Origin of the sequence: Pseudomonas sp. WOUb67 (assembly GCF_050058005.1) — a bacterium.
Taxonomy (GTDB): Bacteria; Pseudomonadota; Gammaproteobacteria; order Pseudomonadales; family Pseudomonadaceae; genus Aquipseudomonas; species Aquipseudomonas putida_R.
The window spans coordinates 6,051,566-6,075,669 of record NZ_CP170112.1; the positions used below are offsets into that span (position 1 = coordinate 6,051,566).

18 protein-coding genes are annotated in these 24,104 nt (G+C 63.6%); 9 read left to right on the top strand and 9 right to left on the bottom strand.

The annotated features are described in order from the left end of the window. Positions 1–132: 132 nt before the first annotated feature. Positions 133–1,098, bottom strand: coding sequence for a type II secretion system minor pseudopilin GspK (gene gspK, locus ABOC32_RS26790; RefSeq protein ID WP_426809493.1), 966 nt, complete (start codon positions 1,096–1,098; stop codon positions 133–135). Between the two features lie 145 nt (positions 1,099–1,243). On the opposite strand from gspK, the gene ABOC32_RS26795 reads away from it, so the two are divergent. From ABOC32_RS26795 to tatC, 3 genes are read left to right on the top strand one after another with little or no spacing between them, the layout of a single operon-like run. Next, a complete protein-coding gene (locus ABOC32_RS26795) occupies positions 1,244–1,477 on the top strand; it encodes a Sec-independent protein translocase subunit TatA (protein WP_426809494.1) in 234 nt (77 codons plus the stop codon). Further along, entirely contained in the window at positions 1,477–1,767 is a 291-nt protein-coding gene (tatB, locus tag ABOC32_RS26800; protein WP_426809495.1) for a Sec-independent protein translocase protein TatB, read from the top strand. The genes ABOC32_RS26795 and tatB overlap by 1 nt, the downstream gene beginning before the upstream one ends. Further along, complete coding sequence (gene tatC / locus ABOC32_RS26805; RefSeq protein WP_426809496.1) at positions 1,764–2,522, top strand: twin-arginine translocase subunit TatC; 759 nt, start codon at positions 1,764–1,766, stop codon at positions 2,520–2,522. Before tatB ends, tatC begins: the two co-directional genes overlap by 4 nt. A gap of 105 nt (positions 2,523–2,627) precedes the next feature. Here the strand turns inward: tatC and ABOC32_RS26810 are convergent, their stop codons facing one another. Together ABOC32_RS26810 and purL are read right to left on the bottom strand one after the other, a co-directional pair. Further along, on the bottom strand, positions 2,628–2,939 hold the full coding sequence (locus tag ABOC32_RS26810) for an NGG1p interacting factor NIF3 (RefSeq protein WP_426809497.1): 312 nt from the start codon (positions 2,937–2,939) through the stop codon (positions 2,628–2,630). A gap of 3 nt (positions 2,940–2,942) precedes the next feature. Beyond that, entirely contained in the window at positions 2,943–6,842 is a 3,900-nt protein-coding gene (gene purL / locus ABOC32_RS26815) for a phosphoribosylformylglycinamidine synthase (protein ID WP_426809498.1), read from the bottom strand. Positions 6,843–7,369: 527 nt separating this feature from the next. Between purL and mltF the strand changes: the two genes are divergently transcribed. Further along, the gene (gene mltF, locus ABOC32_RS26820) at positions 7,370–8,827 is read left to right on the top strand and encodes a membrane-bound lytic murein transglycosylase MltF (RefSeq protein ID WP_426809499.1); all 1,458 of its coding nucleotides are present in this window, start codon (positions 7,370–7,372) and stop codon (positions 8,825–8,827) included. Between the two features lie 145 nt (positions 8,828–8,972). Here the strand turns inward: mltF and tadA are convergent, their stop codons facing one another. Beyond that, positions 8,973–9,452, bottom strand: a complete 480-nt coding sequence (gene tadA / locus ABOC32_RS26825; RefSeq protein ID WP_426809500.1) for a tRNA adenosine(34) deaminase TadA — start codon at positions 9,450–9,452, stop codon at positions 8,973–8,975. After that, complete coding sequence (locus ABOC32_RS26830; protein ID WP_426809501.1) at positions 9,452–10,834, bottom strand: multicopper oxidase family protein; 1,383 nt, start codon at positions 10,832–10,834, stop codon at positions 9,452–9,454. Before ABOC32_RS26830 ends, tadA begins: the two co-directional genes overlap by 1 nt. A 191-nt stretch (positions 10,835–11,025) precedes the next feature. Here ABOC32_RS26830 and ABOC32_RS26835 point away from each other — a divergent pair, with 191 nt between their 5' ends. Then, the gene (locus tag ABOC32_RS26835) at positions 11,026–13,959 is read left to right on the top strand and encodes a dermonecrotic toxin domain-containing protein (protein ID WP_426809502.1); all 2,934 of its coding nucleotides are present in this window, start codon (positions 11,026–11,028) and stop codon (positions 13,957–13,959) included. A 63-nt stretch (positions 13,960–14,022) separates the two neighbouring features. Here ABOC32_RS26835 and guaA read toward each other — a convergent pair whose 3' ends face one another. From guaA to ABOC32_RS26855, 4 genes are all read right to left on the bottom strand, one after another. Further along, on the bottom strand, positions 14,023–15,600 hold the full coding sequence (gene guaA, locus ABOC32_RS26840; protein WP_426809503.1) for a glutamine-hydrolyzing GMP synthase: 1,578 nt from the start codon (positions 15,598–15,600) through the stop codon (positions 14,023–14,025). Between the two features lie 78 nt (positions 15,601–15,678). Continuing rightward, positions 15,679–17,148 (bottom strand): IMP dehydrogenase, encoded by a 1,470-nt coding sequence (gene guaB, locus ABOC32_RS26845; protein ID WP_016501267.1) that lies wholly within the window; start codon positions 17,146–17,148, stop codon positions 15,679–15,681. Between the two features lie 86 nt (positions 17,149–17,234). Beyond that, positions 17,235–17,792 carry a sugar ABC transporter ATPase gene (locus ABOC32_RS26850; protein WP_426809504.1) on the bottom strand — a complete coding sequence of 186 codons (558 nt, stop codon included), beginning with the start codon at positions 17,790–17,792 and terminating at the stop codon, positions 17,235–17,237. A 47-nt stretch (positions 17,793–17,839) separates the two neighbouring features. Further along, complete coding sequence (locus tag ABOC32_RS26855) at positions 17,840–18,595, bottom strand: sulfite exporter TauE/SafE family protein (RefSeq protein ID WP_426809505.1); 756 nt, start codon at positions 18,593–18,595, stop codon at positions 17,840–17,842. A gap of 97 nt (positions 18,596–18,692) precedes the next feature. Between ABOC32_RS26855 and ABOC32_RS26860 the strand changes: the two genes are divergently transcribed. The 4 genes from ABOC32_RS26860 (at position 18,693) to leuA (ending at position 24,086) form a co-directional block, all read left to right on the top strand. Further along, on the top strand, positions 18,693–19,571 hold the full coding sequence (locus ABOC32_RS26860; RefSeq protein ID WP_426809506.1) for a LysR substrate-binding domain-containing protein: 879 nt from the start codon (positions 18,693–18,695) through the stop codon (positions 19,569–19,571). Positions 19,572–19,759: 188 nt separating this feature from the next. After that, positions 19,760–21,139: an exodeoxyribonuclease VII large subunit gene (gene xseA / locus ABOC32_RS26865; protein ID WP_426809507.1), complete on the top strand. Its 1,380-nt coding sequence runs from the start codon at positions 19,760–19,762 to the stop codon at positions 21,137–21,139. 3 nt (positions 21,140–21,142) lie between these two features. After that, positions 21,143–21,970, top strand: a complete 828-nt coding sequence (locus tag ABOC32_RS26870) for a peptidoglycan DD-metalloendopeptidase family protein (RefSeq protein ID WP_426809508.1) — start codon at positions 21,143–21,145, stop codon at positions 21,968–21,970. A 442-nt stretch (positions 21,971–22,412) separates the two neighbouring features. After that, complete coding sequence (gene leuA, locus ABOC32_RS26875; RefSeq protein ID WP_234227385.1) at positions 22,413–24,086, top strand: 2-isopropylmalate synthase; 1,674 nt, start codon at positions 22,413–22,415, stop codon at positions 24,084–24,086. Positions 24,087–24,104: the final 18 nt, after the last annotated feature.

The window sequence follows — 24,104 nt, forward strand, 5'->3', positions numbered from 1 at the left end:
CAACACAGCCAGCCTTGTGCTGGCTGTACTGGCTTCTTCGCGGGTGAACCCGCTCCCACAGGGACCGCGCATGATTCAAAACCTGTGCAGTACCTGTGGGAGCGGGTTTACCCGCGAAGAGGCCAGTGAAACTTACCAGGCCATCGGCTCGCGGCTACGCACCCGCACTTGCTGCGCCGGCACCCGGGCATGCCACTGCACCACCCCCAGCGCCTCCACCTGGAATTCGCTGCGTATCGCCCGCCCCTCTTCCTCGAACGACAGCTGCAACAGGAAGTACCCGCTGTTGAGCAGCAACCCTTCACTCAGCCGTTCGAACGTCTCGTCATCCACCGCCCCCAATGCCTGGCGCAACGCGGCTGCATCCACGTACCCCGACGCCGGCCGCCCGCTGATGATGCGGCTGAGCAACGACCGCGAATACCGCCCTTCGTACAGCGCCTCCAGCAACGGAAGGTGCTCCAGGCCAAGCGCATTGGCGTTCAGGCGCCAGCCGGTGACCTGGGGCAAGGCGCACAGCATCGGGTAACGAGCCTGGCGGGCGGCGTCCGGCTCCAGCAGCAGGTTCAGCTCGCTGGTGTCGAGCATCGGCTGGTTGGCCGCCAGGCGCGGCGGTTGCTGGCGCAGGTACTGGGCGCTTTCGGCGCCCTGCAGGCGGGTGTCGCTGTCGGCGTCGAGCCAGTCGGCCAGCGCATCGGTCAGGCGCTCGGCAGCCATGTCGTCGCCCAGCAGGTAGCGCAACTGGCGCTCGGCACGCTCGCCATCGGCACCCAGCAACGCATTGACGTTGAAGCAGGTGTGCTGGTCGCGCACCCGCAGTTGCGCCTGACCTGCGCCAAAATCGTAGTTCAGCGGCTGCCCACGCAAGGCCTGCCAGAAAAGCGGACTAAGCCGCCAGGCGGGGTCGCGCAGGGCCTGCTCGGCATAGGCCAGGCCGGCCTGCTCCATGGCCCGTGCCTGCACCCGCTGGTGCAGCAGGCGCACTTCATCCACCTGGCGCCGGCCATCCTCCACCAGCCAGGCCATGCCCGCCGCCAGCATTGCCAGCACCACCATCACCATCAGCAGGGCCGCACCCTGCTGTTGCCTGCCACCCATCCGTGCGTGCCTCGCTCGCGCAATAAAGACGCCAGTCAACACGCGGCGTGTTGCAGGTAGATGGCAATGCCCGTTCGTCATGTGCTCGTCATCTACAAGAGGCAGGATTGCCCCTCCTTTTCATGGCCTTACAGGAGTGGTCGCAATGGGTGGCATTGGAATCTGGCAACTGGTGATCGTACTGCTGATCGTGTTTCTGCTGTTTGGTACCAAGCGCCTCAAGGGCCTGGGTAGCGATGTGGGCGAGGCGATCCAAGGTTTTCGCAAGTCCATGGGCGGCGAGGCTGACGCCAGCGCACCTGGCCAGGCGCAGGTTCAGCAACAGGCCCCGCTGACCGGCCAGGCCACGCCGCAGCCTCAAGCGGACCGCCAGGCCTGATGTTCGAGATAGGCTTCAGCGAGCTGCTGCTGGTTGGCGTCGTCGCGCTGCTGGTACTGGGCCCGGAGCGCCTGCCGGTGGCGGCGCGCACCCTCGGCCGCGGCCTGGGCCAGGCGCGCCGGGCCATGCATGCCTTGCGCACGCAGGTAGAACGCGAGATCGAGTTGCCCAACCTCGACAGCGCCCCATTGCAGCGCCTGGAACAGGAGATCCGCCAAGGCATCAGCCTGACCACGGAGCCGGCCAATGACGCGGCCACCATCGCGCCGCCCAAGGAAAACGCCTCATGAGTAGTGCCATGGACCCGGCGGCCAGCATGCCGCTGACCGAACACCTGCGCGACCTGCGCAAACGCCTGGTGCGTTGCCTGGCGCTGGTGGCACTGGTGTTCGCCGGCCTGTTCCCGTTCGCCCAGACGCTGTACACGCTCATATCCGAGCCGCTGCGGCGCTTTTTGCCGGAAGGCGCGAGCATGATCGCCACCAGCGTCACCTCGCCGTTCTTGACACCCTTCAAGCTGACCGCGATGTGCGCGCTGTTCGTGGCCATGCCGCTGCTGCTGCACCAGGCCTGGGGGTTTCTGGCGCCGGGGCTGTACCGCCGTGAGCGGCGCATTGCCTTGCCGCTGCTGGTGTCGAGCATCGTGCTGTTCTATGCCGGCATGGCGTTCGCGTTCTTTCTGGTATTCCCGATGATGTTCGGCTTTTTTGCCAGCGTGACTCCGGACGGTGTGGCGATGATGACCGATATCAGCCAGTACCTGGACTTCATCCTGGCGCTGTTCCTCGCGTTCGGGCTGGCGTTCGAGATCCCGGTGGCGACGTTCATCGTGGTCTGGGTGGGGCTGGCGGATGTGCCCACACTGAGGCGCAGCAGGCCCTACGTGATCGTCGGGTGCTTTGTGGTGGGGATGATCCTGACGCCGCCGGATGTGTTTTCGCAGACGATGCTGGCGGTGCCGATGTGGGTGCTGTTCGAGGTGGGGTTGCTGGCTTGTGGGATGTTGAAGCAGCCTGAGCAAGGCAAAGAGATTGTGGCTGGCTAACAGGGCCCTATCGCCGGCAAGCCAGCTCCCACAGGGATATCACAGGATCTGAAAATGGTGATATCCCTGTGGGAGCTGGCTTGCCGGCGATGGCCGTGATGCGGTCTAGAACTCGGCGAGCCGCCAGGTTTCATAGGCTGGCGTCTCGTACGGGTGGCTTTGCCTGAGCGCTGCGACGACCTGTGCAATCAGGTCGTCAGCCACCACCAGCTCTACCTTCCACTCCTCCACCACCTCGACCTGACCGGATTGCCCGAGGTACGGCTGGCTGCCGTCCAACGGGCGGAACTGGCCCTGGCCCAGGGTTTGCCAGGCGCAGTGGTCATAGTCACCGATGCGCCCGCCACCTGCAGCGAACACAGCGGCCTTGACCACTTCGACGTGGCTGGCGGGGACGAAGAAGGCGAGCTTGTACACGCCTTAGTTCACCCACACCCGCGCGTTGCGGAACATACGCATCAGCGCGGCATCTTCCTGCCACTCATCCGGGCGCCAGGAGTTCTGCACGGCGCGGAACATACGCTCCGGGTGCGGCATCATGATGGTCACGCGGCCGTCACGGCTGGTCAGACCGGTGATACCACGCGGCGAGCCGTTCGGGTTGGCCGGGTAGGCTTCGGTGACCTTGCCGTGGTTGTCGACGTAGCGCAGGGCCACGCAACCGGACAGGTCGGCTTCCAGCAATGCCGCTTCGTTGGCGAACTCGGCATGGCCTTCACCGTGGGCGATGGCGATCGGCATGCGCGAACCGGCCATGCCCTGCAGGAAGATCGAGTTGGACTTCTGCACCTCGACCATGGCCACGCGTGCCTCGAACTGCTCCGAGCGGTTACGCACAAAGTGCGGCCAGTACTCAGTACCCGGGATCAGCTCGTGCAGGTTGGACATCATCTGGCAACCGTTGCATACGCCCAGGGCGAAGCTGTCGGTACGCTCGAAGAAGGCCTGGAAGGCATCACGGGCACGGGCGTTGAACAGCGCCGACTTGGCCCAGCCTTCACCGGCACCCAGCACGTCACCGTAAGAGAAACCACCGCAGGCGACCAGGCCCTTGAAGGCCTCGAAGTCGACACGGCCCGCGAGGATGTCGCTCATGTGCACGTCGATGGCGGCGAAGCCGGCGCGGTCGAAGGCGGCTGCCATCTCGACCTGGCCGTTGACGCCCTGCTCACGCAGGATGGCCACTTGCGGGCGCACGCCCTTCTTGATGTACGGCGCGGCGATGTCGTCGTTGACGTCGAAGCCCAGCTTCACCGACAGGCCCGGGTTGTCTTCCTCGAGCAGCAGGTCGAATTCCTGGTCGGCACAGTCGGCGTTGTCGCGCAGGCGCTGGATCTGGTAGCTGGTCTCGGCCCACTGGCGCTGCAGCATGCGACGGTCGTCGTCGAACAGCACTTCGCCGTTCAGGCTGATGGACACTTCAGCGTTGTTGACCGGCTTGCCGATCACCGCAACGCACTCTTCGCCCAGGCCAGCGGCGCTGAACTGTGCCAGTACGTCCGGGGTGGCATCCTGGCGAACCTGGATGACCGCGCCCAGCTCTTCGTTGAAGAGGATGGCCGGCACGTCCTTGCGGTTGTCGGTCAGCGGGTCGAGTTGCAGGTCGAGGCCGCAGTGGCCGGCGAAGGCCATTTCCACCACGGTGGTCAGCAGACCGCCGTCGGAACGGTCGTGGTAGGCCAGCAGGTGACCGTCAGCATTCAGGCCCTGGATCACGGCGAAGAAGGCCTTGAGGTCTTCGGCGTCGTCGACGTCCGGTGCCTGGGCAGCGATCTTGCCGTAGGTCTGGGCCAGGATCGAGGCGCCCATGCGGTTTTTGCCGCGGCCGAGGTCGATCAGGATCAGGTCGGTTTCGCCCTTGTCCATGCGCAGTTCAGGGGTCAGGGTCTTGCGGATGTCGGTGACCGGGGCAAAGCCGGTGATGATCAGCGACATGGGCGAGGTGACGCTCTTCTCGCCGCCCTCATCGCTCCACTTGGTCTTCATCGACATCGAGTCTTTGCCGACCGGAATGGTGATGCCCAGCTCCGGGCACAGCTCCATGCCGACAGCCTTGACGGTGTCATACAGGCGGGCGTCTTCACCCGGGTGGCCGGCGGCGGACATCCAGTTGGCCGACAGTTTGATGTCGGACAGCTTCTCGATGCGCGAGGCCGCCAGGTTGGTCAGGGTTTCGCCGATGGCCATGCGGCCGGACGCCGGGGCATCCAGCAGCGCCAGCGGAGTACGCTCGCCCATGGCCATGGCTTCACCGGTGTACACGTCGAAGCTGGTGGCGGTGACGGCGCAGTCGGCAACCGGTACCTGCCATGGGCCGACCATCTGGTCGCGGGCAACCAGGCCGGTGATGGTGCGGTCGCCGATGGTGATCAGGAAGCTCTTGCTGGCCACGGCCGGGTGGTTCAGTACGCGCTGGACGGCGTTGTCCAGGTCCAGCTCGCTTGGGTCGAAATCATCGCCCAGCTCGGCTTCGCGGGTAACCGAACGGTGCATGCGCGGCGGCTTGCCCAGCAGCACGTCCAGCGGCATGTCCACAGGCGTGTTGCCGAAGTGGCTGTCGCTTACGGTCAGGTGCGGCTCTTCAGTCGCTTCGCCGACCACGGCAAACGGGCAACGCTCACGCTCGCAGATGGCCTGGAAACGCTCGAAGTCGACCGCGCTGACAGCGAGCACGTAACGCTCTTGCGATTCGTTGCTCCAGATTTCGTGCGGGGCCATGCCCGGCTCGTCATTGGGCACGTTGCGCAGCTCGAAGCGGCCACCACGGCCACCGTCGTTGACCAGCTCAGGGAAGGCGTTGGAGATACCGCCCGCGCCGACGTCGTGGATGAAGGCGATCGGGTTGTTGTCGCCCAGCTGCCAGCAGCGGTCGATGACCTCTTGGCAACGGCGCTCCATTTCCGGGTTTTCGCGCTGTACCGAAGCGAAGTCCAGGTCAGCCGAGCTGGCCCCGGTCGCCACCGACGAAGCGGCGCCGCCGCCCAGGCCGATCAGCATGGCCGGGCCACCGAGCACGATCAGCTTGGCGCCGACGGTGATCTCGCCCTTCTGCACGTGGTCCTCACGGATGTTGCCCATACCGCCGGCCAGCATGATCGGCTTGTGGTAGCCGCGCACTTCTTCGCCGTGCGGGGTGTTGATCGACTGCTCGAAGGTACGGAAGTAGCCGGTCAGGGCCGGGCGACCGAATTCGTTGTTGAACGCCGCGCCACCCAGAGGGCCTTCGATCATGATGTCGAGGGCGTCGACGATACGCTCAGGCTTGCCGTAGGCCTGCTCCCAAGGCTGTTCGAAGCCCGGAATGCGCAGGTTGGACACGGTGAAACCGGTCAGGCCAGCCTTGGGCTTGGCGCCACGGCCGGTAGCACCTTCGTCGCGGATTTCGCCGCCGGAGCCGGTGGAGGCGCCGGAGAACGGGGCGATGGCGGTCGGGTGGTTGTGGGTTTCCACCTTCATCAGGATGTGCACCGGCTCCTGCACCGCGCCGTACTGGCGGGTTTCAGGGTTCGGGAAGAAACGGCCGGCCACGTTACCGACGATGACCGAGGCGTTGTCCTTGTACGCAGACAGCACGCCTTCGCTGTGCATCTGGTAGGTGTTCTTGATCATGCCGAACAGGCTTTTTTCCTGATCCTGGCCGTCGATGTCCCAACTGGCGTTGAAAATCTTGTGGCGGCAGTGCTCGGAGTTGGCCTGGGCGAACATCATCAGTTCGATGTCGTTCGGGTTGCGCTTGAGGCCCTGGAAGGCATTGACCAGGTAGTCGATCTCGTCTTCGGCCAGGGCCAGGCCCAGGTCGATGTTGGCCTTGGCCAGCGCGTCGCGGCCACCGCCCAGGATGTCCACCGAGGTCATCGGCTTGGGCTGGGCGTGGCTGAACATGTCGGCCGCCTGCTCCAGCTGAGCCAATACACGCTGGGTCATGCGGTCGTGCAGTTCGGCGGCGACCAATGCAGCGTCAGCGTCGCTCAGGGTGCCGGCAACGTAGTAGGCGATGCCGCGCTCCAGGCGCTGGATCGACTGCAGGCCGCAGTTGTGGGCGATGTCGCTGGCCTTGCTGGCCCACGGCGAAATGGTGCCCAGGCGCGGCACGACCAGGAACAGGCGGCCGGTCGGCTCCTGTACCGGCACGCTCGGGCCGTACTTGAGCAGACGGCCCAGCACCTGCTGCTGGTCGGCGGTCAGCTCGCCGTCGACATCGGCGAAGTGGGCGAATTCGGCATACAAACCAGTAACAGCGGGGACTTTCTGGCTCAGTTGCTCGAGTAATTTACCGTGGCGAAAGGCAGAAAGGGCAGGAGCGCCGCGCAGGATCAACATCGTCGGGACAGCCTCAGGAAGGGGTGTGCTTAGAGGCCGTGCATTCTAGCCTAATTCGATGGCTTTCGGCACCCGCTCTACGCCACGGCTGCCGGGCGGCGTAACCGGACTTTCGGGTCAAATTTTCGGGTGCTCGCCTCAAGAGGTTTATGGCCTGTGAGATCGAGCGCCGCCCGCGCGGCGCATCGCGAGCTGCGCTCGCTCCTACGTTTGTTTCGGGCCAATTATTCCAGGGGGATTTGCGCGCGGACGCCTTGGCGCATGGCGTTAGATTGTGTCGTACCAACACGGCGGTCGCGCGCGCCTGCCACAGGCGTAACTGGCCCGAAACAAACGTAGGAGCGAGCGCAGCTCGCGATGCGCCGCGCGGGCGGCGCTCGATCTCCCAGGCGCCACACCTCCCACGGCAAGCACCCGAAAGCCCAAACACAATCCTCCGCCACGCCCCACACCACAAAACCCGCTACCAGACAAGCTAACCGTTGTCGAGATATGGTTGAACCGGTCCTTTGCGTATACTGCAACCTATGTTCGCCCACACTGCTTTGCGCCAGCGTTGCGCCAAATGGCTTTTCGCAACCGGACTCTTTTTGCTGCTCGGTGCCTGCGTTGAAAAACCCAGCACCCTCGAGCGCGTGAAGGAGGATGGCGTGCTGCGCGTGATCACCCGCAACAGCCCGGCCACCTACTTCCAGGATCGCAACGGCGAAACCGGTTTCGAGTACGAGCTGGTCAAGCATTTCGCCGACGATCTCGGGGTGAAGCTGGAGATCGAGACTGCCGACAACCTCGATGAGCTGTTCGACGACCTCGGCAAACCCTCCGGCCCGGTGCTGGCAGCCGCTGGCCTGGTCAGCAGCGAGCGGCGCGCGGCCCAGGCGAAATTCTCGCACCCTTACCTGGAAGTGACCCCGCAGGTCATCTACCGCAACGGCCGGCCCCGCCCGACCAATGCCAAGGGCCTGGTCGGCAAGAAAATCATGGTGCTCAAAGGCAGCAGCCATGCCGACCTGCTGGCCGAGCTGAAAAAGCAGAACCCCGGCCTGGAATACGAAGAGTCGGATGCCGTTGAAGTGGTCGACCTGTTGCGCATGGTCGACGAAGGCCAGATCGACCTGACCCTGGTCGACTCCAACGAGCTGGCGATGAACCAGGTGTACTTCCCCAACGTTCGCGTCGCCTTCGACGTGGGCGACACCCGCGATCAGCGCTGGGCAGTGGCAGCGGGCGAAGACAACAGCCTGCTCAACGAAATCAACGAATTTCTCGACAAGGCGCAGAAGAACGGCACCCTGCAGCGCCTGAAAGACCGTTATTACGGCCATGTCGACGTATTGGGCTATGTGGGGGCCTACACCTTTGCCCAGCACTTGCAGCAGCGCCTGCCCAAGTACGAAAAGCACTTCAAGAGCTATGCCAAGGTCGAGCAGGTGGACTGGCGCCTGCTGGCTGCCATCGGCTACCAGGAATCGATGTGGCAGCCGGAGGTCACCTCCAAGACCGGCGTGCGCGGCCTGATGATGCTGACCCAGCGCACCGCCCAGGCCATGGGTGTGTCCAACCGGCTGGACCCGAAACAGAGCATCCAGGGCGGTGCCAAGTACTTCATGAAGATCAAGGCCGAACTGGACGACAGCATCCAGGAGCCGGACCGCACCTGGTTCGCCCTGGCGGCCTATAACGTCGGCAGCGGCCACCTGGAAGACGCCCGCACCCTGGCCAAGCGCGAGAAGCTCAACCCGAACAAGTGGCTGGACGTGAAGAAGATGCTGCCGCGCCTGTCGCAGAAGCAGTGGTATCGCCAGACCAAGTACGGCTATGCCCGTGGTGGCGAGCCGGTGCACTTCGTGGCCAACATCCGCCGTTACTACGACATTCTCACCTGGGTGACCCAGCCGCAGCTCGAAGGCCAGGTGGCCGAAGGCAACCTGCATGTGCCCGGGGTCAACAAGACCAAGCCGGCGGAACAGTCGCCGCCGATGTAGGCCCCATCGCCCTCAGGCCAATAGATTTCCTGTAGGAGCAGCCTTGTGCTGCGAAGAGGCCGGTATGGCCACAGAGAATCTTTTGCCATGCGGGCCTCTTCGCAGCACAAGGCTGCTCCTACAGGAACCGAGCCTCTCTCGAGCGCTAGGTTTTGGCCCGGCGGGCTTTGAAGAAGTCGCTGAGGATCTGGCCGCATTCCTCTGCCAGCACCCCGCCCTCCACCATCACCCGATGGTTGAGGAACCCCTGGCCGAAGAACTGCCCCTGGCTCTGCACAATGCCTGCCTTGGGCTCAAGTGCGCCAAATACCACGCGCATCACCCGCGAATGCACGATCAGCCCCGCGCACATGCTGCACGGCTCCAGGGTCACGTACAGGGTGCTGCCGGGCAGGCGGTAATTGCTGGCCGACTTCGCCGCTGCACGGATGGCCACCATCTCGGCATGGGCACTGGGGTCGCTGTCGATGATCGGCCGGTTGAAGCCCTGGCCAATCACCTGCCCATGCTGCACCAGCACCGCACCCACGGGTACCTCACCCAGCGCCGCACCTTCGGCGGCCAGTGCCAGGGCCAGGCGCATGAACTCCTGATCGCGGCTGCGATCGATGATCTGCGGGCGCATCAGACCACCGCAATCGCGGCCATCAGGCCGGTTTCCATGTGGTCGATGACGTGGCAATGGAACATCCAGGTGCCCGGGTTATCCGCCACCAGTGCCACCTGTGCGCGCTCGTTCTTGCCCAGCAGGTAAGTGTCGGTGAACCACGGCTCCTTGATGTCGTGACGGTTGGAGCCGATCACCTTGAAGCTCATGCCATGCAGGTGGATCGGGTGCTGGTACTGGGTCATGTTCTTCAGCTCGAAGATGTAGCTCTTGCCCTTTTTCAACGTGGCAATGGGGCGGTCGGCGCAGGTTTTGTCGGTGATATCCCAGGCCTGGCCGTTGATCTGCCACATGCTCGACGGCTTGTCCGGGTCTGGGGTGACCGAGACGCTGGCCGCCCACTCGAAATTGAAGTTGAGCTTTTCGGCATTCTCCAGGTCCGGCTCGGCGATCGGGTTGGCCGGCAGTGCGGGCGGCCAGTCACTCGGCGCGCCATTACTGGCCACCGAACGCAGGGTGCCCAGGCGCACGAAACCGTCGCGCAGGGAAATCTCCTCACCCGCCTCGGGAATACGGATGGCCAGGCAAATGCGCATGCCGGGGCCTAGCCAGTACTCGTCTTCCAACGGGCGCGGGGTCACCGGGTTGCCGTCGAGGGCATAGATTTTCGCCTCGCAGTTGCCCTTGAGGTTCAGGCGATACGTCCAGGTGTTGTCCAGGTTCAGCAGGCGCACCCGCACCACCTGGCCGGCCGGTAGCTCGGTGACCGAGTCGGCCTGGCCATTGATGGTGATCAAGCGCCCGGCCGTGCCGTTACGCGCCGCCTCACGGGGGATGCTGAACGGCAGCCAGGCGCCCTGCTCGTCCACATGCCAGTTTTTCAGGCTCAACGTGCGTTCATGCAGGAAGCCCGTGGGTTCGCGTTCCTCGACGATCAGCGGGCCGACCAGGCCGCGGCCGAGCTCTTCGGAGCTGCTGACGTGCGGGTGGTACCAGTAGCTGCCGGCGTCCGGCACACGGAACTTGTAGTCGAAGTACTCACCCGGCTTGACCGGCAATTGCGACACATAGGGCACGCCGTCCATTTCCAGGGGCAGGCGAATGCCGTGCCAGTGGATGGTGGTTTCGACCGGCAGGTGGTTGATGAAGCGTACCCGCAACCAGGTGCCCTGGCGCACGCGCAACTCGGTGCCTGGGGCCGATGGGCCGAACGCCCAGGCCTCGGTCTTGAAGCCCGGCACCAGCTCGACGTCCAGGGGCGCGGCGATCAGCTCGTAGTCATGCCCGGCGTTGTCGTCTTCGACCTTGCCCAGCCAGTAACGCGCTGCGCCACCGGCGCCCAGGCCAACCACAACCAGGCCAGTGAGGCCCTTGAGCATTTGTCGACGGGTGAAGGACATCGGTGCGGGTACCTCGTGTTCTGCGCAATCAGCCTGCCAGCAGGGCTGGCGATGAAGGGCGAATACGATACACCTGCAAGTGAGAAAGATTAAGTGAAGTGTTGCCGCGGCACTTTCAGAGCGATATCTACCGCTACCCGCACGCGCTTGCGATGCAGGCTCGACCCTCCCCCCACGTCGAGCAAATACCCATGAATGTCTCCCCCCAGCAACAGGAAACCCTCCAGCAGCTCCGGGAAATGGCCTTGCCCCTGGTTGCCGCCTGCCCAGACATGCGCCAGATGGCGCGCGATACAGCCCTCTCCATTCTGGTCAAACACCACCAGGGGCAACTGGACCCTGACCAGGTCCACCTCAACCGGTTCAACACCGCAGCCAGCAGCCCAAGGACATTCAGCGGTTGGGAGCATTACGAGACACCGGTTCAATCGTTCACGCTTGCGCAACTGGTCATGCACCGCTTCGACGTCCACGACCAGGACAATGCCGACCTGCTCGGTTACCTCACCGGTTTCTACAAAGACGGTGCGGACAAACAGGTATTCGACGAACACAACGAAATCCCCCTGGCTGCGCAGGATGTCCTTCAAGACTTCTGGGATATCGACTTCAGCAGCATGTTCCACAAACACCTGAATGATTTCTGGCAGCGCCATGCCGACGACTATCGCACCCTGGCCAAGGTCAACTTCCTCGCCAAAGTCCTGGAGGTGTGCGTGGACGCCGGCCAGAGCGAGCTGGCCAGGCGCGCCCGCAGGGTCGCCTGCGCCCTGACCGGGGCAAGTAGCTGGCCACCAAGCCTTGAGCAACTGCAACAACACAACACGCCCGCCGCTGGCTACCGCGTCTGCACCTTCGACATCGGTGGCCATCTGGCCACCGATATCCTTCGGGTCGAGATGGACGATGGCTACCAGCTGCTCTATACGCCGGGAGAGCTTGAGGCCCTGCACCTGTTTCGCAACCGCAGCGAGCTGTACTGGTGGGTGCTGACAAACACCAACCAGGCCGATAACAGGGCGCGTTTCATGGGGCATTTCCCGCTCGACACCCTCGATCAGAAAGACAGCAGCGTCGGCCTCAACCACATGATCGACCTTCTGTTCTTCAACTGGGGTGGCAACGACCACCACTGCCTCAATCAGCTCGACCGCACAGTGCCTGGTGATGCATTCAGCCATCTGCGAGATTGCGCACACACGCGCATGGCTGACGATGCGAAGTTCGCCCTGCGCTCCAATGCCGACCTGCGCAAGCAACTGTGGATCGGCTACCTCAGGGCCTTCGGCGAGATTGCGGGGTCCATGGCTGCCGTGTCCTGGCCCATCGCCCTGGCGGTGGTGGGCGCGGGCCTGGCGGAGACCGGCCTGAGCATCGACCAGGCGGTCAATGGCCATACCACTGCCGAACGCCAGCAGGGGGTGACCGGTGCCGTGCTGGCTGCCATCAATACCCTGTTCAGCGCGACCATGCTTGCGGGTGTGCCAGACGAATCCCTTGGCGAGATCGGCGAAACCGAAACGACGCTGCCGGTCGAACCCGGCGAAACATCACACCCCGCCGACGATATCGAGCAGGCAACGCCGGCCGAGATCGAACACTGGGTCCCCGAACCGCACAGGCCTGTGGATCAAGGCACCTTGCTGGCGCCCTTCGAAACCAATGAGATACTGGTCGGCAGCGCCGGTAGCGGCCCTCTGGAAGGCATCTATACCCACGAAGGCAACTTCTATGCGTTGATCGACGAACTGCCCTATCAGGTTCGCTTTGTCACGCAAATGAACAGCTGGGTCATCGTCGACCCGCAAAACCCGTTTTCTTTCTACCGCAACGTTCCCCTGCGCCTGGGCGCCGATGGGCAATGGCAGCCTCTCGAGCGCCTCGGGTTACGCGGTGGCATGTTGCCGCGCAAGCTGTTGGCTCGCTGGGGCAGGGTTTCCGGGGCTGCGGTAGCTGAACTGCCTGACAGCCCCTACGAAATCCCCCAGGCCATGCGCAGCGGTTTGCAAGCCGCCGCTCAAGGGGGCGATGACCGGGTACTGAGCGGCATCTTTGCCGACCTGGACCCGGTAGCCAATGAGCGCTACGCCGAATTCAGAAGGCGTCGCAATGCCCTGGCCAGCGACGCCAGCCAGTTCCTCGAAACGGCACAGCTGCCACCTCGCCCCGAGCTGCCCGAACTGCCCCGCGAGTCGAGCCCCAAGCAGATCATCCGCAGCCTGTATGAGCGCAGCCACGGCCTCGTTGTCGGCGAAGGCCATTCGCAGCTGGGCAGCAAGCGCTTTCTGATCGACAACATGGCGCTGCTGAAAAAGCAGAAAGTCAGCGTCCTGTACATGGAGCATTTTCTGACGGACTTCCAGCAGGCGGACCTGGACGTGTTCAATCGCACAGGGCAAATGCCCAAAGACCTGGAGGCCTATGTAGAGGACCTGGACGAGGGGCATTTGACCGACCGCTCAGGCCGCTACACCTTCAAACAAGTACTGATCGCTGCCCAGAAACAGGGCATTCGCATCCAGCCCATCGATTGCATGGCCAGCTACCGCCAGGCGTGGGAAGGCGTGCCATTGCCGCAGATTCGGCAAAAGATGATGAACTACTTCGCGCACCTGACCATCGACGCCGACCAGGCCACCCGCGGCCCTGGCAAGTGGATAGCACTGGTGGGCAGCACGCACTCGAACACCTATGAAGGCGTGCCTGGGCTGAGCGAACTACAAGGCGCTGTCGGCCTGCGCTTCGAAGACATCGAGATCGGCAAAGCGGGAACCATAGACGTCGACCCGGGACGCACGGTTGTCAGCGACGACTTTACTCTGCACCGCGTTCAGGGCGACCTTCGGGTACAGGTTGCGGTGGCGCAGGACGCAAGGGGCAGTGGGGATCTGGAAGCGGCGCTGGTGAACAAGGGCATGTTTGCTTTCAGCGACCTCGATGGCCAACTGACCCTGGTCCATCGAAGCAACGACGGGCAACTGAAATACACCCCGGTGCGCCAGGACGGGCGTTACGTCCATATCGAAAAGCCTGACTGGCCATGGATCAGCGGACGCCGCCTGGATGGCCTGGCACAGTTACGCGACGCACTCGCCCGCCGAGGCTTGCGTTACGTGCGCCCTTGAACAGCGGGCATACCCTGTCGCCAGATACGACAAGGGCGCCTTGCGGCGCCCTTGTGGCTCAACTTATTCCCACTCGATAGTGGCCGGCGGCTTGCTCGACACGTCGTAGGTAACGCGCGAGATGCCTTCGATTTCGTTGATGATACGGCCGCTGACGGTTTCCAGCAGCTCGTACGGCAGGTGTGCCCAACGCGCGGTCATGAAGTCCACGGTCTCGACGGCACGCAGGGCAACGACCCAGGCGTAGCGACGGCCGTCGCCAACGACGCCAACCGACTTGACCGGCTGGAACACCACGAACGCCTGGCTGGTCTTGTGGTACCAGTCGGCCTTGCGCAGCTCTTCGATGAAGATGTGGTCGGCGCGACGCAGGATGTCGGCGTATTCCTTCTTCACTTCACCCAGGATGCGCACGCCCAGGCCCGGGCCCGGGAACGGGTGGCGGTAGACCATGTCGTACGGCAGGCCCAGTTCCAGGCCGATCTTGCGCACTTCGTCCTTGAACAGTTCACGCAGCGGCTCGACCAGCTTGAGGTTCATTTCCTCCGGCAGGCCACCCACGTTGTGGTGCGACTTGATCACGTGGGCCTTGCCGCTCTTGGCGCCAGCCGACTCGATCACGTCCGGGTAGATGGTGCCCTGGGCCAGGAACTGGATGTTGTCCAGCTTGCTGGCTTCGGCATCGAAGATGTCGATGAAGGTGCGGCCGATGATCTTGCGCTTCTTCTCCGGGTCGGCTTCGCCTTCCAGGTTGTCGAGGAACTGCTTTTCAGCGTCGGCGCGGATCACCTTGACGCCCATGTTCTCTTTGAACATGGCCATCACCTGGTCACCTTCGTGCAGGCGCAGCAGGCCGTTGTCGACGAAGACGCAGGTCAGCTGGTCGCCGATGGCGCGGTGCAGCAGTGCAGCAACCACCGAGCTGTCAACGCCGCCGGACAGGCCCAGCAGGACGTTGGCCGAACCGACTTGAGCGCGCACCTGGGCGATGGCGTCTTCAACGATGTTGGAGGCGGTCCACAGGGCTTCACAGCCGCAGATGTCCTGCACGAAGCGGGACAGGATGCGACCGCCCTGCTTGGTGTGGGTCACTTCCGGGTGGAACTGCACGCCGTAGTAGCCGCGGGTGTCGTCGTACATGCCGGCGATCGGGCAGCTTGGAGTGCTTGCCAGGATGTTGAAGTTGCCCGGCATCTGGGTGACCTTGTCACCGTGGCTCATCCATACGTCCAGGCCCAGCACGCCGTCGTCGTCAACGTGGTCTTCGATGCCGTCGAGCAGGCGGCTCTTGCCGACCACGTCTACGCGGGCATAACCGAACTCACGCAGCTCGGAACCTTCGACCTTGCCGCCCATCTGTTCGGCCATGGTCTGCATGCCGTAGCAGATGCCCAGTACAGGTACGTTCAGGTCAAACACAGCCTGCGGAGCGCGCGGGCTGTTGGCTTCGTGGACCGACTCGGGGCCGCCAGCGAGGATGATGCCGCGCGGGTTGAATTCGCGGATCGCTTCATCGTCCATGTCGAACGGGTGCAGTTCGCAGTACACGCCGATTTCGCGCACGCGGCGGGCGATCAGCTGGGTGTACTGGGAACCGAAATCGAGGATCAGGATGCGGTGAGCGTGAATGTCGAGGGCCATGACTCAATCTCGTCAGTGGAAATCGGAAACGACGCGGGGCTGTCGTGACAGCCCCGCATCCTTATATTGCTGGAAGCCTCAGCCTACGCGGTAGTTAGGGGCTTCTTTGGTGATTTGCACGTCATGCACGTGGGACTCGGCCATGCCGGCACCGGTGATGCGTACAAATTCCGGCTTGGTGCGCATCTCTTCGATGGTTGCGCTGCCGGTGTAGCCCATGGACGAACGCAGGCCGCCCATCAGCTGGTGGATGATCGCGGCCAGGGCGCCCTTGTAAGGCACACGGCCTTCGATGCCTTCCGGTACCAGCTTCTCGGCGCCGGCCGAGGAGTCCTGGAAGTAACGGTCGGACGAGCCTTGCGCCTGTGCCATGGCACCCAGCGAGCCCATGCCGCGATAGGCCTTGTAGGAACGGCCCTGGAACAGTTCGACTTCACCCGGGGCCTCTTCGGTACCGGCGAACATCGACCCCATCATCACGCAGGAAGCACCGGCCACGATGGCCTTGGACAGGTCACCGGAGAAGCGGATACCGCCGTCAGCGATCAGTGGCACGCCAGTGCCTTCCAGTGCCGCGGCGACGTTGGCGATGGCGCTGATTTGCGGCACGCCGACACCGGCAACGATACGGGTGGTGCAGATCGAGCCTGGGCCGATACCGACCTTGACGGCGTCAGCGCCCGCCTCGGCCAGGGCCTTGGCAGCAGCGCCAGTGGCGATGTTGCCGCCGATGACCTGCACTTGCGGGTAGGTTTCCTTCACCCAGCGAACGCGGTCGATCACGCCTTTGGAGTGACCGTGTGCGGTGTCGACAACCACCACGTCAACACCAGCGGCAACCAGGGCGGCAACGCGCTCGCCGGTGTCCTTGCCGGTGCCGACCGCAGCGCCGACGCGCAGGCGACCCTGGTCGTCCTTGCTGGCCAGCGGGTAAGCCTTGGCTTTTTCGATGTCCTTGACGGTCATCATGCCCTTGAGGCTGAACTTGTCGTCGACGATCAGGACTTTTTCCAGGCGGTGCTTGTGCAGCAGCTCGCGGACTTCGTTCTTGTCGGCGCCTTCGCGGACGGTGACCAGACGCTCTTTGGGGGTCATCACGTCGCGGACCTTGGCGTCCAGACGGGTTTCGAAGCGCACGTCACGGGAGGTGACGATGCCGACCAGGTCGCCGTTCGCCAGCACCGGAACACCGGAGATGTTGTTCAGGCGGGTCAGGTCGAACAGGTCACGCACGGTGGCGTCGGCTTCGATGGTGATCGGGTCCTTGACCACGCCAGCCTCGAACTTCTTGACCTTGCGTACTTCGCCGGCCTGCTGTTCGATGGTCATGTTCTTGTGGATGATGCCGATGCCGCCTTCCTGGGCCATGGCAATGGCCAGACGCGCTTCGGTCACGGTATCCATGGCGGCGGAAACCAGCGGAATGTTCAGCTCGATGCCACGGGTCAAACGGGTCTTGAGACTGACTTCATTGGGCAGTACCTCGGAATAGCCAGGTACAAGGAGGATATCGTCGAAGGTCAGGGCTTCTTGGCTGATACGCAGCATCGCGGGGGCTCCCGGGCGGGAAAAATGGAAGCGCGCCATTATACTCATGCACGGCGCGCCGCTCAATGCAAAATAAGGGCCTTCGGTCAGCCTTGTGGCACTTTTACCTGTACCACGGCCACCGGCTGGTCGAGCCAGTCGGCGAAGCTGTCGAGAAAGGCCTGGGTAAACCCGGCCTCGCCCCAGTTGTTGAAGATGAACCCCAGGTTGGAAAAGGCACATGGCTGCAGGTAAATGAAGCCATTGATGTCATCTTCGAAGCCGCACAGCGGGCAGGTGAAGTTGTCACTGACGCGCGGCATCCATTCTTCCAGGCTTTCGAACAGCGGCTCGCCGACTTCGCGGCGGCACTCCGGGCAGCCGGCTTCTTCGAGAAAACCTTCGGTGGGGGTGTAGATGCAGCGTTTGAGCATCACCTCCATGCCGTTGACCGGCTGGTCGAAGGGCAGTTTTTCCGGATGAAGGGCCACTTTGCGCGCCCCGGCGGCCAGGGCATGGCCCATGCGGTTGCCGGTGCGGCCACAGGTGGTCAGTTGCTCTTCGACGACCTTCTCGCGCACCAGCCAGCGCAGGATGGCGCGGGCGCGGGCTTCATGCACCGGGACGGTGGACAGCTTGGGAACGATGATGCTCTGGGTGTTCATGTACGGGACAAGCCTGAAAAACGCCGGTAATGACGCAATTCTACCGCTCAGGCGCTCAGGTAGCGACCGATCAACGCCAGCCCACTGGCCAGCACCAGCCAGGTGACCAGGCGTACAAAGGCTTCACGGGAAAGCCGGTTGGTCAGCCGGCGCCCCACCCAAAGGCCGACGAACATGACTGGCAGCAAGCAGGCGGCGAGCAGCAGCAGGCTTTGGTCGGCATAGACACCGGCGATCAGGAACAGCGTCAGGCGTACCACCGTGCTGCAACTGATCAGCGCGCTCTGGGTGGCGCGTACCTGCTCCTTTACCTCCAGCCGTGCGCTCAGGTAAAGGGCATAAAGAAACCCGCCGCTGCCGAACAGAGCCCCGAACAACCCGCCTGCCATACCCATCGGCACCGCCCACAAGCCGGACAGGCTGGCCGGCCGCACCTTCACTGCCAGCCCGTACAACGCATAGGCGGTCACGAACACCCCCATCAACAGCAGCAAGAGGTCGGACTTCAGTTGCAGCAGGAACACCACGCCCAGCGTGCATCCCAGGGCCATGAACGGCAACAGCCGCAGCAACTCGCTGCGCACCACATCCCGGCGCGACGGCAGCAGGTTGCCGAACGCGGCAACAAAGTCCAGCAGCACCAGCAGCGGGATGATGCGTGACAACGGCATGAAATGGATCAGCACCGGCCCGGCCACCAGCGCGGTGCCGAAGCCGGCTATGCCAAAGACGATGTAGGCAACACCGACACCCAGCAGGATGGGTAGCCAGTCAAGGCCGAAATACGACAGTTGGGCGAGCATGGCAGCAATTCCTGAGAAGACAGCCCAAGGTTAGCCAGCGATGAGCCATGCCGACTAATATGCCTTTATCGCCACAGCCATCTCGAAAAGGCATGACATGACGTCGATCCGCCAGTTGCGTTACTTCGTGGAAATCGCCGAGTGCGGCAGTTTCAGCGCTGCCGCCGAACGGCTGTACATCGCCCAGTCGGCGCTGAGCCGGCAGATAAAGGAGCTGGAGCAGCAACTGGGCACGCCGCTGTTCGAGCGCACCGCACGCCTGCCACGCCTGACACTGGCCGGCCAGGCCTTTCTTGAACGATCGCGGCGCTTGCTGGCCGATTTGGCACAGGCCGAGCGCGTAACCCGCGACATTGGCCAGGGGCTGCAAGGCAGTCTGCGCCTGAACCATTCCAGTACCGTGCCGCTGACCGGCACGTTGCTGGCTCGCCTAGGCTACTTCCTGGAAGACAACCCGGGGGTTTCGCTGGAGATCGCCCAACAGTCGTCGGAGGCACAGCTGGAAGATATTGCTGCCGGGCGGCTGGATATCGGCCTGCTGCGCCTGCCGGTGCTGCGCCAGCACGACGGTGTGGTGCTGCATGAACTGTTCAGCGAGCCCTTGTTGCTGGCAGTCGCTGCCGGGCACCCTCTGGCCAACTCGCCACAGGTGAAACTGGAGCAGTTGCGGGAAGAGCGCTTCATTTCCATTCCACACCGGGACCGCGGCGGGTTGAGCTATTTGTCGGCCTCGTTATGCATGGAGGCAGGGTTCTTCCCGCAGGCGGCGCAGGTGCTGTCACGCAAGACGACGCAATTGCAGCTGATCCAGGCGGGGTTCGGGGTGGCGTTGTTGCCGGAGTGCATGCGGGAGATTGCGCCGGCTTCGGTCAGCTTCGTGGCACTGGAAGGTGATTGCCAGAGCACAGTGGCGCTGGCCTGTCGTCGTGATGCGGGGCAGATGGTGCGGCAGTTCGTGGCGGCCATGCAGGACTGAGACTTGTGGAAGCAACCGCATCACCCGGTAGGAGCAGCCTTGTGCTGCGAAGAGGCCATTGCAGCCGAAGATGATCATTAGGCCCACCGGCCTCTTCGCAGCACAAGGCTGCTCCTACAAGGACCGCGACAAGCCTGGTGACAGGGCCGGGACAGACAACCGGGGCCGATGTCCTTTATGATGCCTCCATGATCAAAGACCCCTTCGAACGACTCGGCCTGGACCGTGAGGTCCTTACCGTCAGCCAACTCAACGGCCGCGCCCGCGTGCTGCTGGAAGACGTGTTCCGCAGCGTCTGGGTGGAAGGCGAAATCTCCAACCTCGCCCGCCCAGCGTCCGGCCACATGTACTTCACCCTCAAGGACAGCGGTGCCCAGGTGCGTTGTGCGCTGTTCCGGCAAAACGCCACGCGGGTCCGCCAGGCCCTGCGCGACGGCCTGGCGGTGCGGGTACGTGGCAAGGTTTCGCTGTTCGAAGGGCGTGGCGACTACCAGCTGATTCTCGACACCGTCGAGCCGGCCGGTGACGGCGCATTGCGCCTGGCCTTCGAGGCGCTGAAGGAAAAGCTCAGCGCCGAGGGGCTGTTCAGCGCCGAACGCAAAAAGCCGCTGCCGGCCCACCCTCAACGGATCGGCATCATCAGCTCGCCTACTGGCGCTGTGATCCGCGACATCATCAGCGTGTTCGGTCGCCGCGCTCCACAGGTGGAACTGAACCTGATCCCCACGGCGGTACAGGGCCGCGAAGCCATTGCGCAGATCGTGCGCGCCATTCGCCTGGCCGACAGCCTTGGTTTCGATGCGCTGATCCTGGCCCGGGGTGGTGGTTCGCTGGAAGACCTGTGGTGCTTCAACGAAGAAGCCGTGGCGCGTGCCGTGGCCGCCTGCGTCACCCCGATTGTCAGCGCCGTGGGCCATGAAACCGACGTGTCGATCAGCGACTTCGTCGCCGACGTACGCGCCCCCACGCCGTCTGCCGCCGCCGAGTTGCTGGCCCCCGACAACAGTGGCTTGCAGCAACGCCTGGACGGCCTGCAACGGCGCCTGTTGCTGCGCATGCAGAATCGCCTGACCCATGACCGCCTGCGCCTGGAATCACTGACCCGGCGCCTGCGCCACCCGGGCGAGCGCCTGCGCCAGCAGGCCCAGCGCCTGGATGACCTGGACATGCGCCTGCGCCGCGCCTTCATGCTCAGCCTCAACCAGCGCCGCGATCGCCTGGCACGCATGGACACCCGCCTGGCCGCGCAGCACCCGGGGCGCAACCTGAAACTGCTGAGCCAGCGCCTCGACAGCCTGGCCGAGCGCCTGCCACGGGCCATGCGCGAGGTGTTGAAAGACCGTCGCCAACGCTTCCAGGCCCAACTGCAAACCCTGCAAGTGGTCAGCCCGCTGGCCACCCTCGCCCGTGGTTACAGCATCCTGCTGGACGACCAGGGCCAGGCCATTCGCAGCGCCGAACAGACCCGCAACGGCCAGCGCCTCACCGCCCGCCTGAACGAAGGCGAACTGCAGGTGCGGGTCGAAGACAACCACCTGACCCCGGTCACCCTTTCACTACTGGACTGACACATGCCCCGCCTGCTCGCGCCCCTGCTCGCCCTCTCCCTCCTGCTGCTGGCTAGCGGCGCCCAGGCCAGCTATATCACCCGCACACTGAACAAGCCGGTGCCGGGTGGCGTGGCGGTGGTAGACCTGGGCCCCGCCACCAGTGCGCCCAACGCCCGTTTCGACGGCAAGCCGGTGCTGGTGGTGAAGGAGCAGGACAACTGGCTGGCCATCGTCGGCATCCCCCTGACCCAAAAGCCCGGCACTGCCGTGCTGAACCAAAACGGCCGCACCCTGCCCTTCAGCGTCGGCAGCAAGAAGTACCCCGAGCAGCGCATCACCCTGAAGAACACCCGCCAGGTCAACCCGAACCCGGCCGACCTCAAGCGCATCGACCGCGAACTGGCCGAGCAGATCAAGGCTTACCGCAGCTTCAGCCCGAGCCTGCCGAGCAACCTGATCCTCGACAAACCGGTCAATGGGCCGCTGTCGAGCAAGTTCGGCGTGCGCCGCTTCTTCAACGGTGAAGAGCGCAACCCGCATGCCGGGCTGGACTTCGCGGTGCCAGCGGGCACGCCGATCAAGACCCCGGCCAATGGCAAGGTGATTCTGGTGGGGGATTATTTCTTCAATGGCCGCACGGTGTTCGTCGACCATGGGCAGGGCTTTATCAGCATGTTCTGCCACATGTCCAAGATCGATGCGCAGGTCGGGCAAACACTGCGCCGTGGCGACGTGGTCGGTCGTGTGGGCTCGACCGGGCGGGCAACCGGGCCGCACATGCACTGGAACGTCAGCCTGAACGATGCGCGGGTGGACCCGGCGATTTTCATCGGCGCGTTTCAACCCTGAGATCTGTGCTAGCTGTGCTGACCTCTTCGCGGGTAAACCCGCTCCCACAGGTACTGCGCTGTCTTGGGGCGCAGCGCGATCCCTGTGGGAGCGGGTTTACCCGCGAATAGGCCGGCACTGCCGACAACAAGTCCACTGTGTTGCGTCATCGAAAAAACATAAGCAAACATAAATAAGCACTCAGCAGATTGCAGCCATAAAATCTCGCTTAATGGTGTTTTTTAAGCATTTATCTCAATTTTCCGCGAACGCTTGCCATCCCCCACCCCACTGGTTAAGTTTGAAGGCATGAAAACCTTCAGCACCCTCATCCTGCTCCGACAACATCGCAGCCTCTGCCTGGTCAGCGCCCGACTACCAGGCTGAATCGCGTCGCCTCGCCTCTTCATCTCGTTATCGCTCGGCAGGCCCGATCTCGGCCGCACACAAAAGGATTGCTTCCATGTCCATGCTCAAAGACCCTTCGAAGAAGTACCGCGCCTTCCCGACCATCGACCTGCCCGACCGTACCTGGCCGTCGAAGACCATCACGGCCGCGCCGATCTGGTGCAGCTCCGACCTGCGTGATGGCAACCAGTCGCTGATCGAGCCGATGGATTCGGAGAAGAAACTGCGCTTCTGGAAGACCTTGGTGCAGGTTGGCGTGAAAGAAATCGAAGCGTCGTTCCCGTCTGCCTCGCAGACCGATTTCGACTTCGTGCGCACCCTGATCGAAGACGGCCACATCCCGGACGACACCACCATCCAGGTGCTCACCCAGGCCCGTGAAGACCTGATCGCCCGCACCTTCGAGTCGCTGCGCGGTGCGAAGAAGGCCATCGTCCACCTGTACAACGCCACCAGCCCGTCGTTCCGCCGCATTGTCTTCAACCAGGACAAGCAAGGCGTGAAAGACATCGCGGTGAACGCGGCCAAGCTGTTCGTCAAGTACGCTGCCCAGCAGCCGGAAACCCAGTGGACCTTCCAGTACTCGCCGGAAACCTTCAGCGCCACCGAGATGGACTTCGCCAAGGAAGTCTGCGACGCGGTCATCGAAGTGTGGAACCCTACGCCTGAGCACAAGATCATCCTCAACCTGCCGGCCACCGTGGAAGTGTCCACGCCGAACATCTATGCCGACCAGATCGAGTGGTTCTGCCGCAACGTCAGCCGTCGTGACAGCGTGATCATCAGCCTGCACTGCCACAACGACCGTGGCACTGGCATCGCCGCCACCGAGCTGGGCCTGATGGCCGGCGCCGACCGTGCCGAAGGCTGCCTGTTCGGCAACGGCGAGCGTACCGGTAACGTCGACCTGGTGACCCTGGCTCTGAACCTCTACACCCAAGGCATCGACCCGTTGCTGGACTTCTCCGACATCGATGGCGTGCGCAAAGTGGTCGAAGAGTGCAACCAGCTGCCGGTGCACCCACGCCACCCATACGTGGGCGACCTGGTCCACACCGCGTTCTCCGGCTCGCACCAGGACGCCATCCGCAAGGGCTTCGCCAAGCAGCAGGAAGGCGAACGGTGGGAAGTGCCGTACCTGCCGATCGACCCGGCCGACATCGGCCGCAGCTACGAGGCGGTGATCCGCGTCAACAGCCAGTCGGGCAAAGGCGGCATCACCTACCTGCTCGAGCAGGAATACGGCATCAGCCTGCCGCGCCGCATGCAGATCGAGTTCAGCCAGGTGGTACAGGGTGAAACCGACCGCCTGGGCCTGGAAATGACCGCCCAGCAGATCTACAGCCTGCTGCACAAGGAATACCTCCAGGCCAACGCGCCGTACGCGCTGGTCAGCCACCGCCTGCAGGAAGAAAACGGCCACAGCGCCGTGGAAGTGGAAGTGGCCGGCGAAGGCGAAACCACCCTGCACTGGCGCGGCAAGGGCAACGGCGCCCTGGAAGCCCTGGTGGCCGGCTTGCCGATCTCGGTGGAAATCATGGACTACAACGAGCACGCCATTGGCGCGGGCACCAATGCCAAGGCAGCGGCCTACATTGAACTGCGCGTGGCCGGCGGCCGCCCGGTGCATGGCGTGGGCATCGATGAAAACATCACCACGGCCAGCTTCAAGGCACTGTTCAGCGCGCTGAACCGCTCGCTGAGCCAGCAGGATGCCAAGGCCGCCTGAGTAATACCGGCCTGCAAA

Coding starts and splice junctions, on each gene's coding strand:
- ABOC32_RS26870 (WP_426809508.1), top strand. CDS start 21,143: ATGCCCCGCCTGCTCGCGCCCCTGCTCGCCCTCTCCCTCCTGCTGCTG.
- ABOC32_RS26860 (WP_426809506.1), top strand. CDS start 18,693: ATGACGTCGATCCGCCAGTTGCGTTACTTCGTGGAAATCGCCGAGTGC.
- guaB (WP_016501267.1), bottom strand. CDS start 17,148: ATGCTGCGTATCAGCCAAGAAGCCCTGACCTTCGACGATATCCTCCTT.
- ABOC32_RS26850 (WP_426809504.1), bottom strand. CDS start 17,792: ATGAACACCCAGAGCATCATCGTTCCCAAGCTGTCCACCGTCCCGGTG.
- ABOC32_RS26835 (WP_426809502.1), top strand. CDS start 11,026: ATGAATGTCTCCCCCCAGCAACAGGAAACCCTCCAGCAGCTCCGGGAA.
- purL (WP_426809498.1), bottom strand. CDS start 6,842: ATGTTGATCCTGCGCGGCGCTCCTGCCCTTTCTGCCTTTCGCCACGGT.
- guaA (WP_426809503.1), bottom strand. CDS start 15,600: ATGGCCCTCGACATTCACGCTCACCGCATCCTGATCCTCGATTTCGGT.
- tadA (WP_426809500.1), bottom strand. CDS start 9,452: ATGCGCCCGCAGATCATCGATCGCAGCCGCGATCAGGAGTTCATGCGC.
- tatB (WP_426809495.1), top strand. CDS start 1,477: ATGTTCGAGATAGGCTTCAGCGAGCTGCTGCTGGTTGGCGTCGTCGCG.
- tatC (WP_426809496.1), top strand. CDS start 1,764: ATGAGTAGTGCCATGGACCCGGCGGCCAGCATGCCGCTGACCGAACAC.
- xseA (WP_426809507.1), top strand. CDS start 19,760: ATGATCAAAGACCCCTTCGAACGACTCGGCCTGGACCGTGAGGTCCTT.
- ABOC32_RS26855 (WP_426809505.1), bottom strand. CDS start 18,595: ATGCTCGCCCAACTGTCGTATTTCGGCCTTGACTGGCTACCCATCCTG.
- leuA (WP_234227385.1), top strand. CDS start 22,413: ATGTCCATGCTCAAAGACCCTTCGAAGAAGTACCGCGCCTTCCCGACC.
- gspK (WP_426809493.1), bottom strand. CDS start 1,098: ATGGGTGGCAGGCAACAGCAGGGTGCGGCCCTGCTGATGGTGATGGTG.
- ABOC32_RS26795 (WP_426809494.1), top strand. CDS start 1,244: ATGGGTGGCATTGGAATCTGGCAACTGGTGATCGTACTGCTGATCGTG.
- ABOC32_RS26830 (WP_426809501.1), bottom strand. CDS start 10,834: ATGTCCTTCACCCGTCGACAAATGCTCAAGGGCCTCACTGGCCTGGTT.
- mltF (WP_426809499.1), top strand. CDS start 7,370: ATGTTCGCCCACACTGCTTTGCGCCAGCGTTGCGCCAAATGGCTTTTC.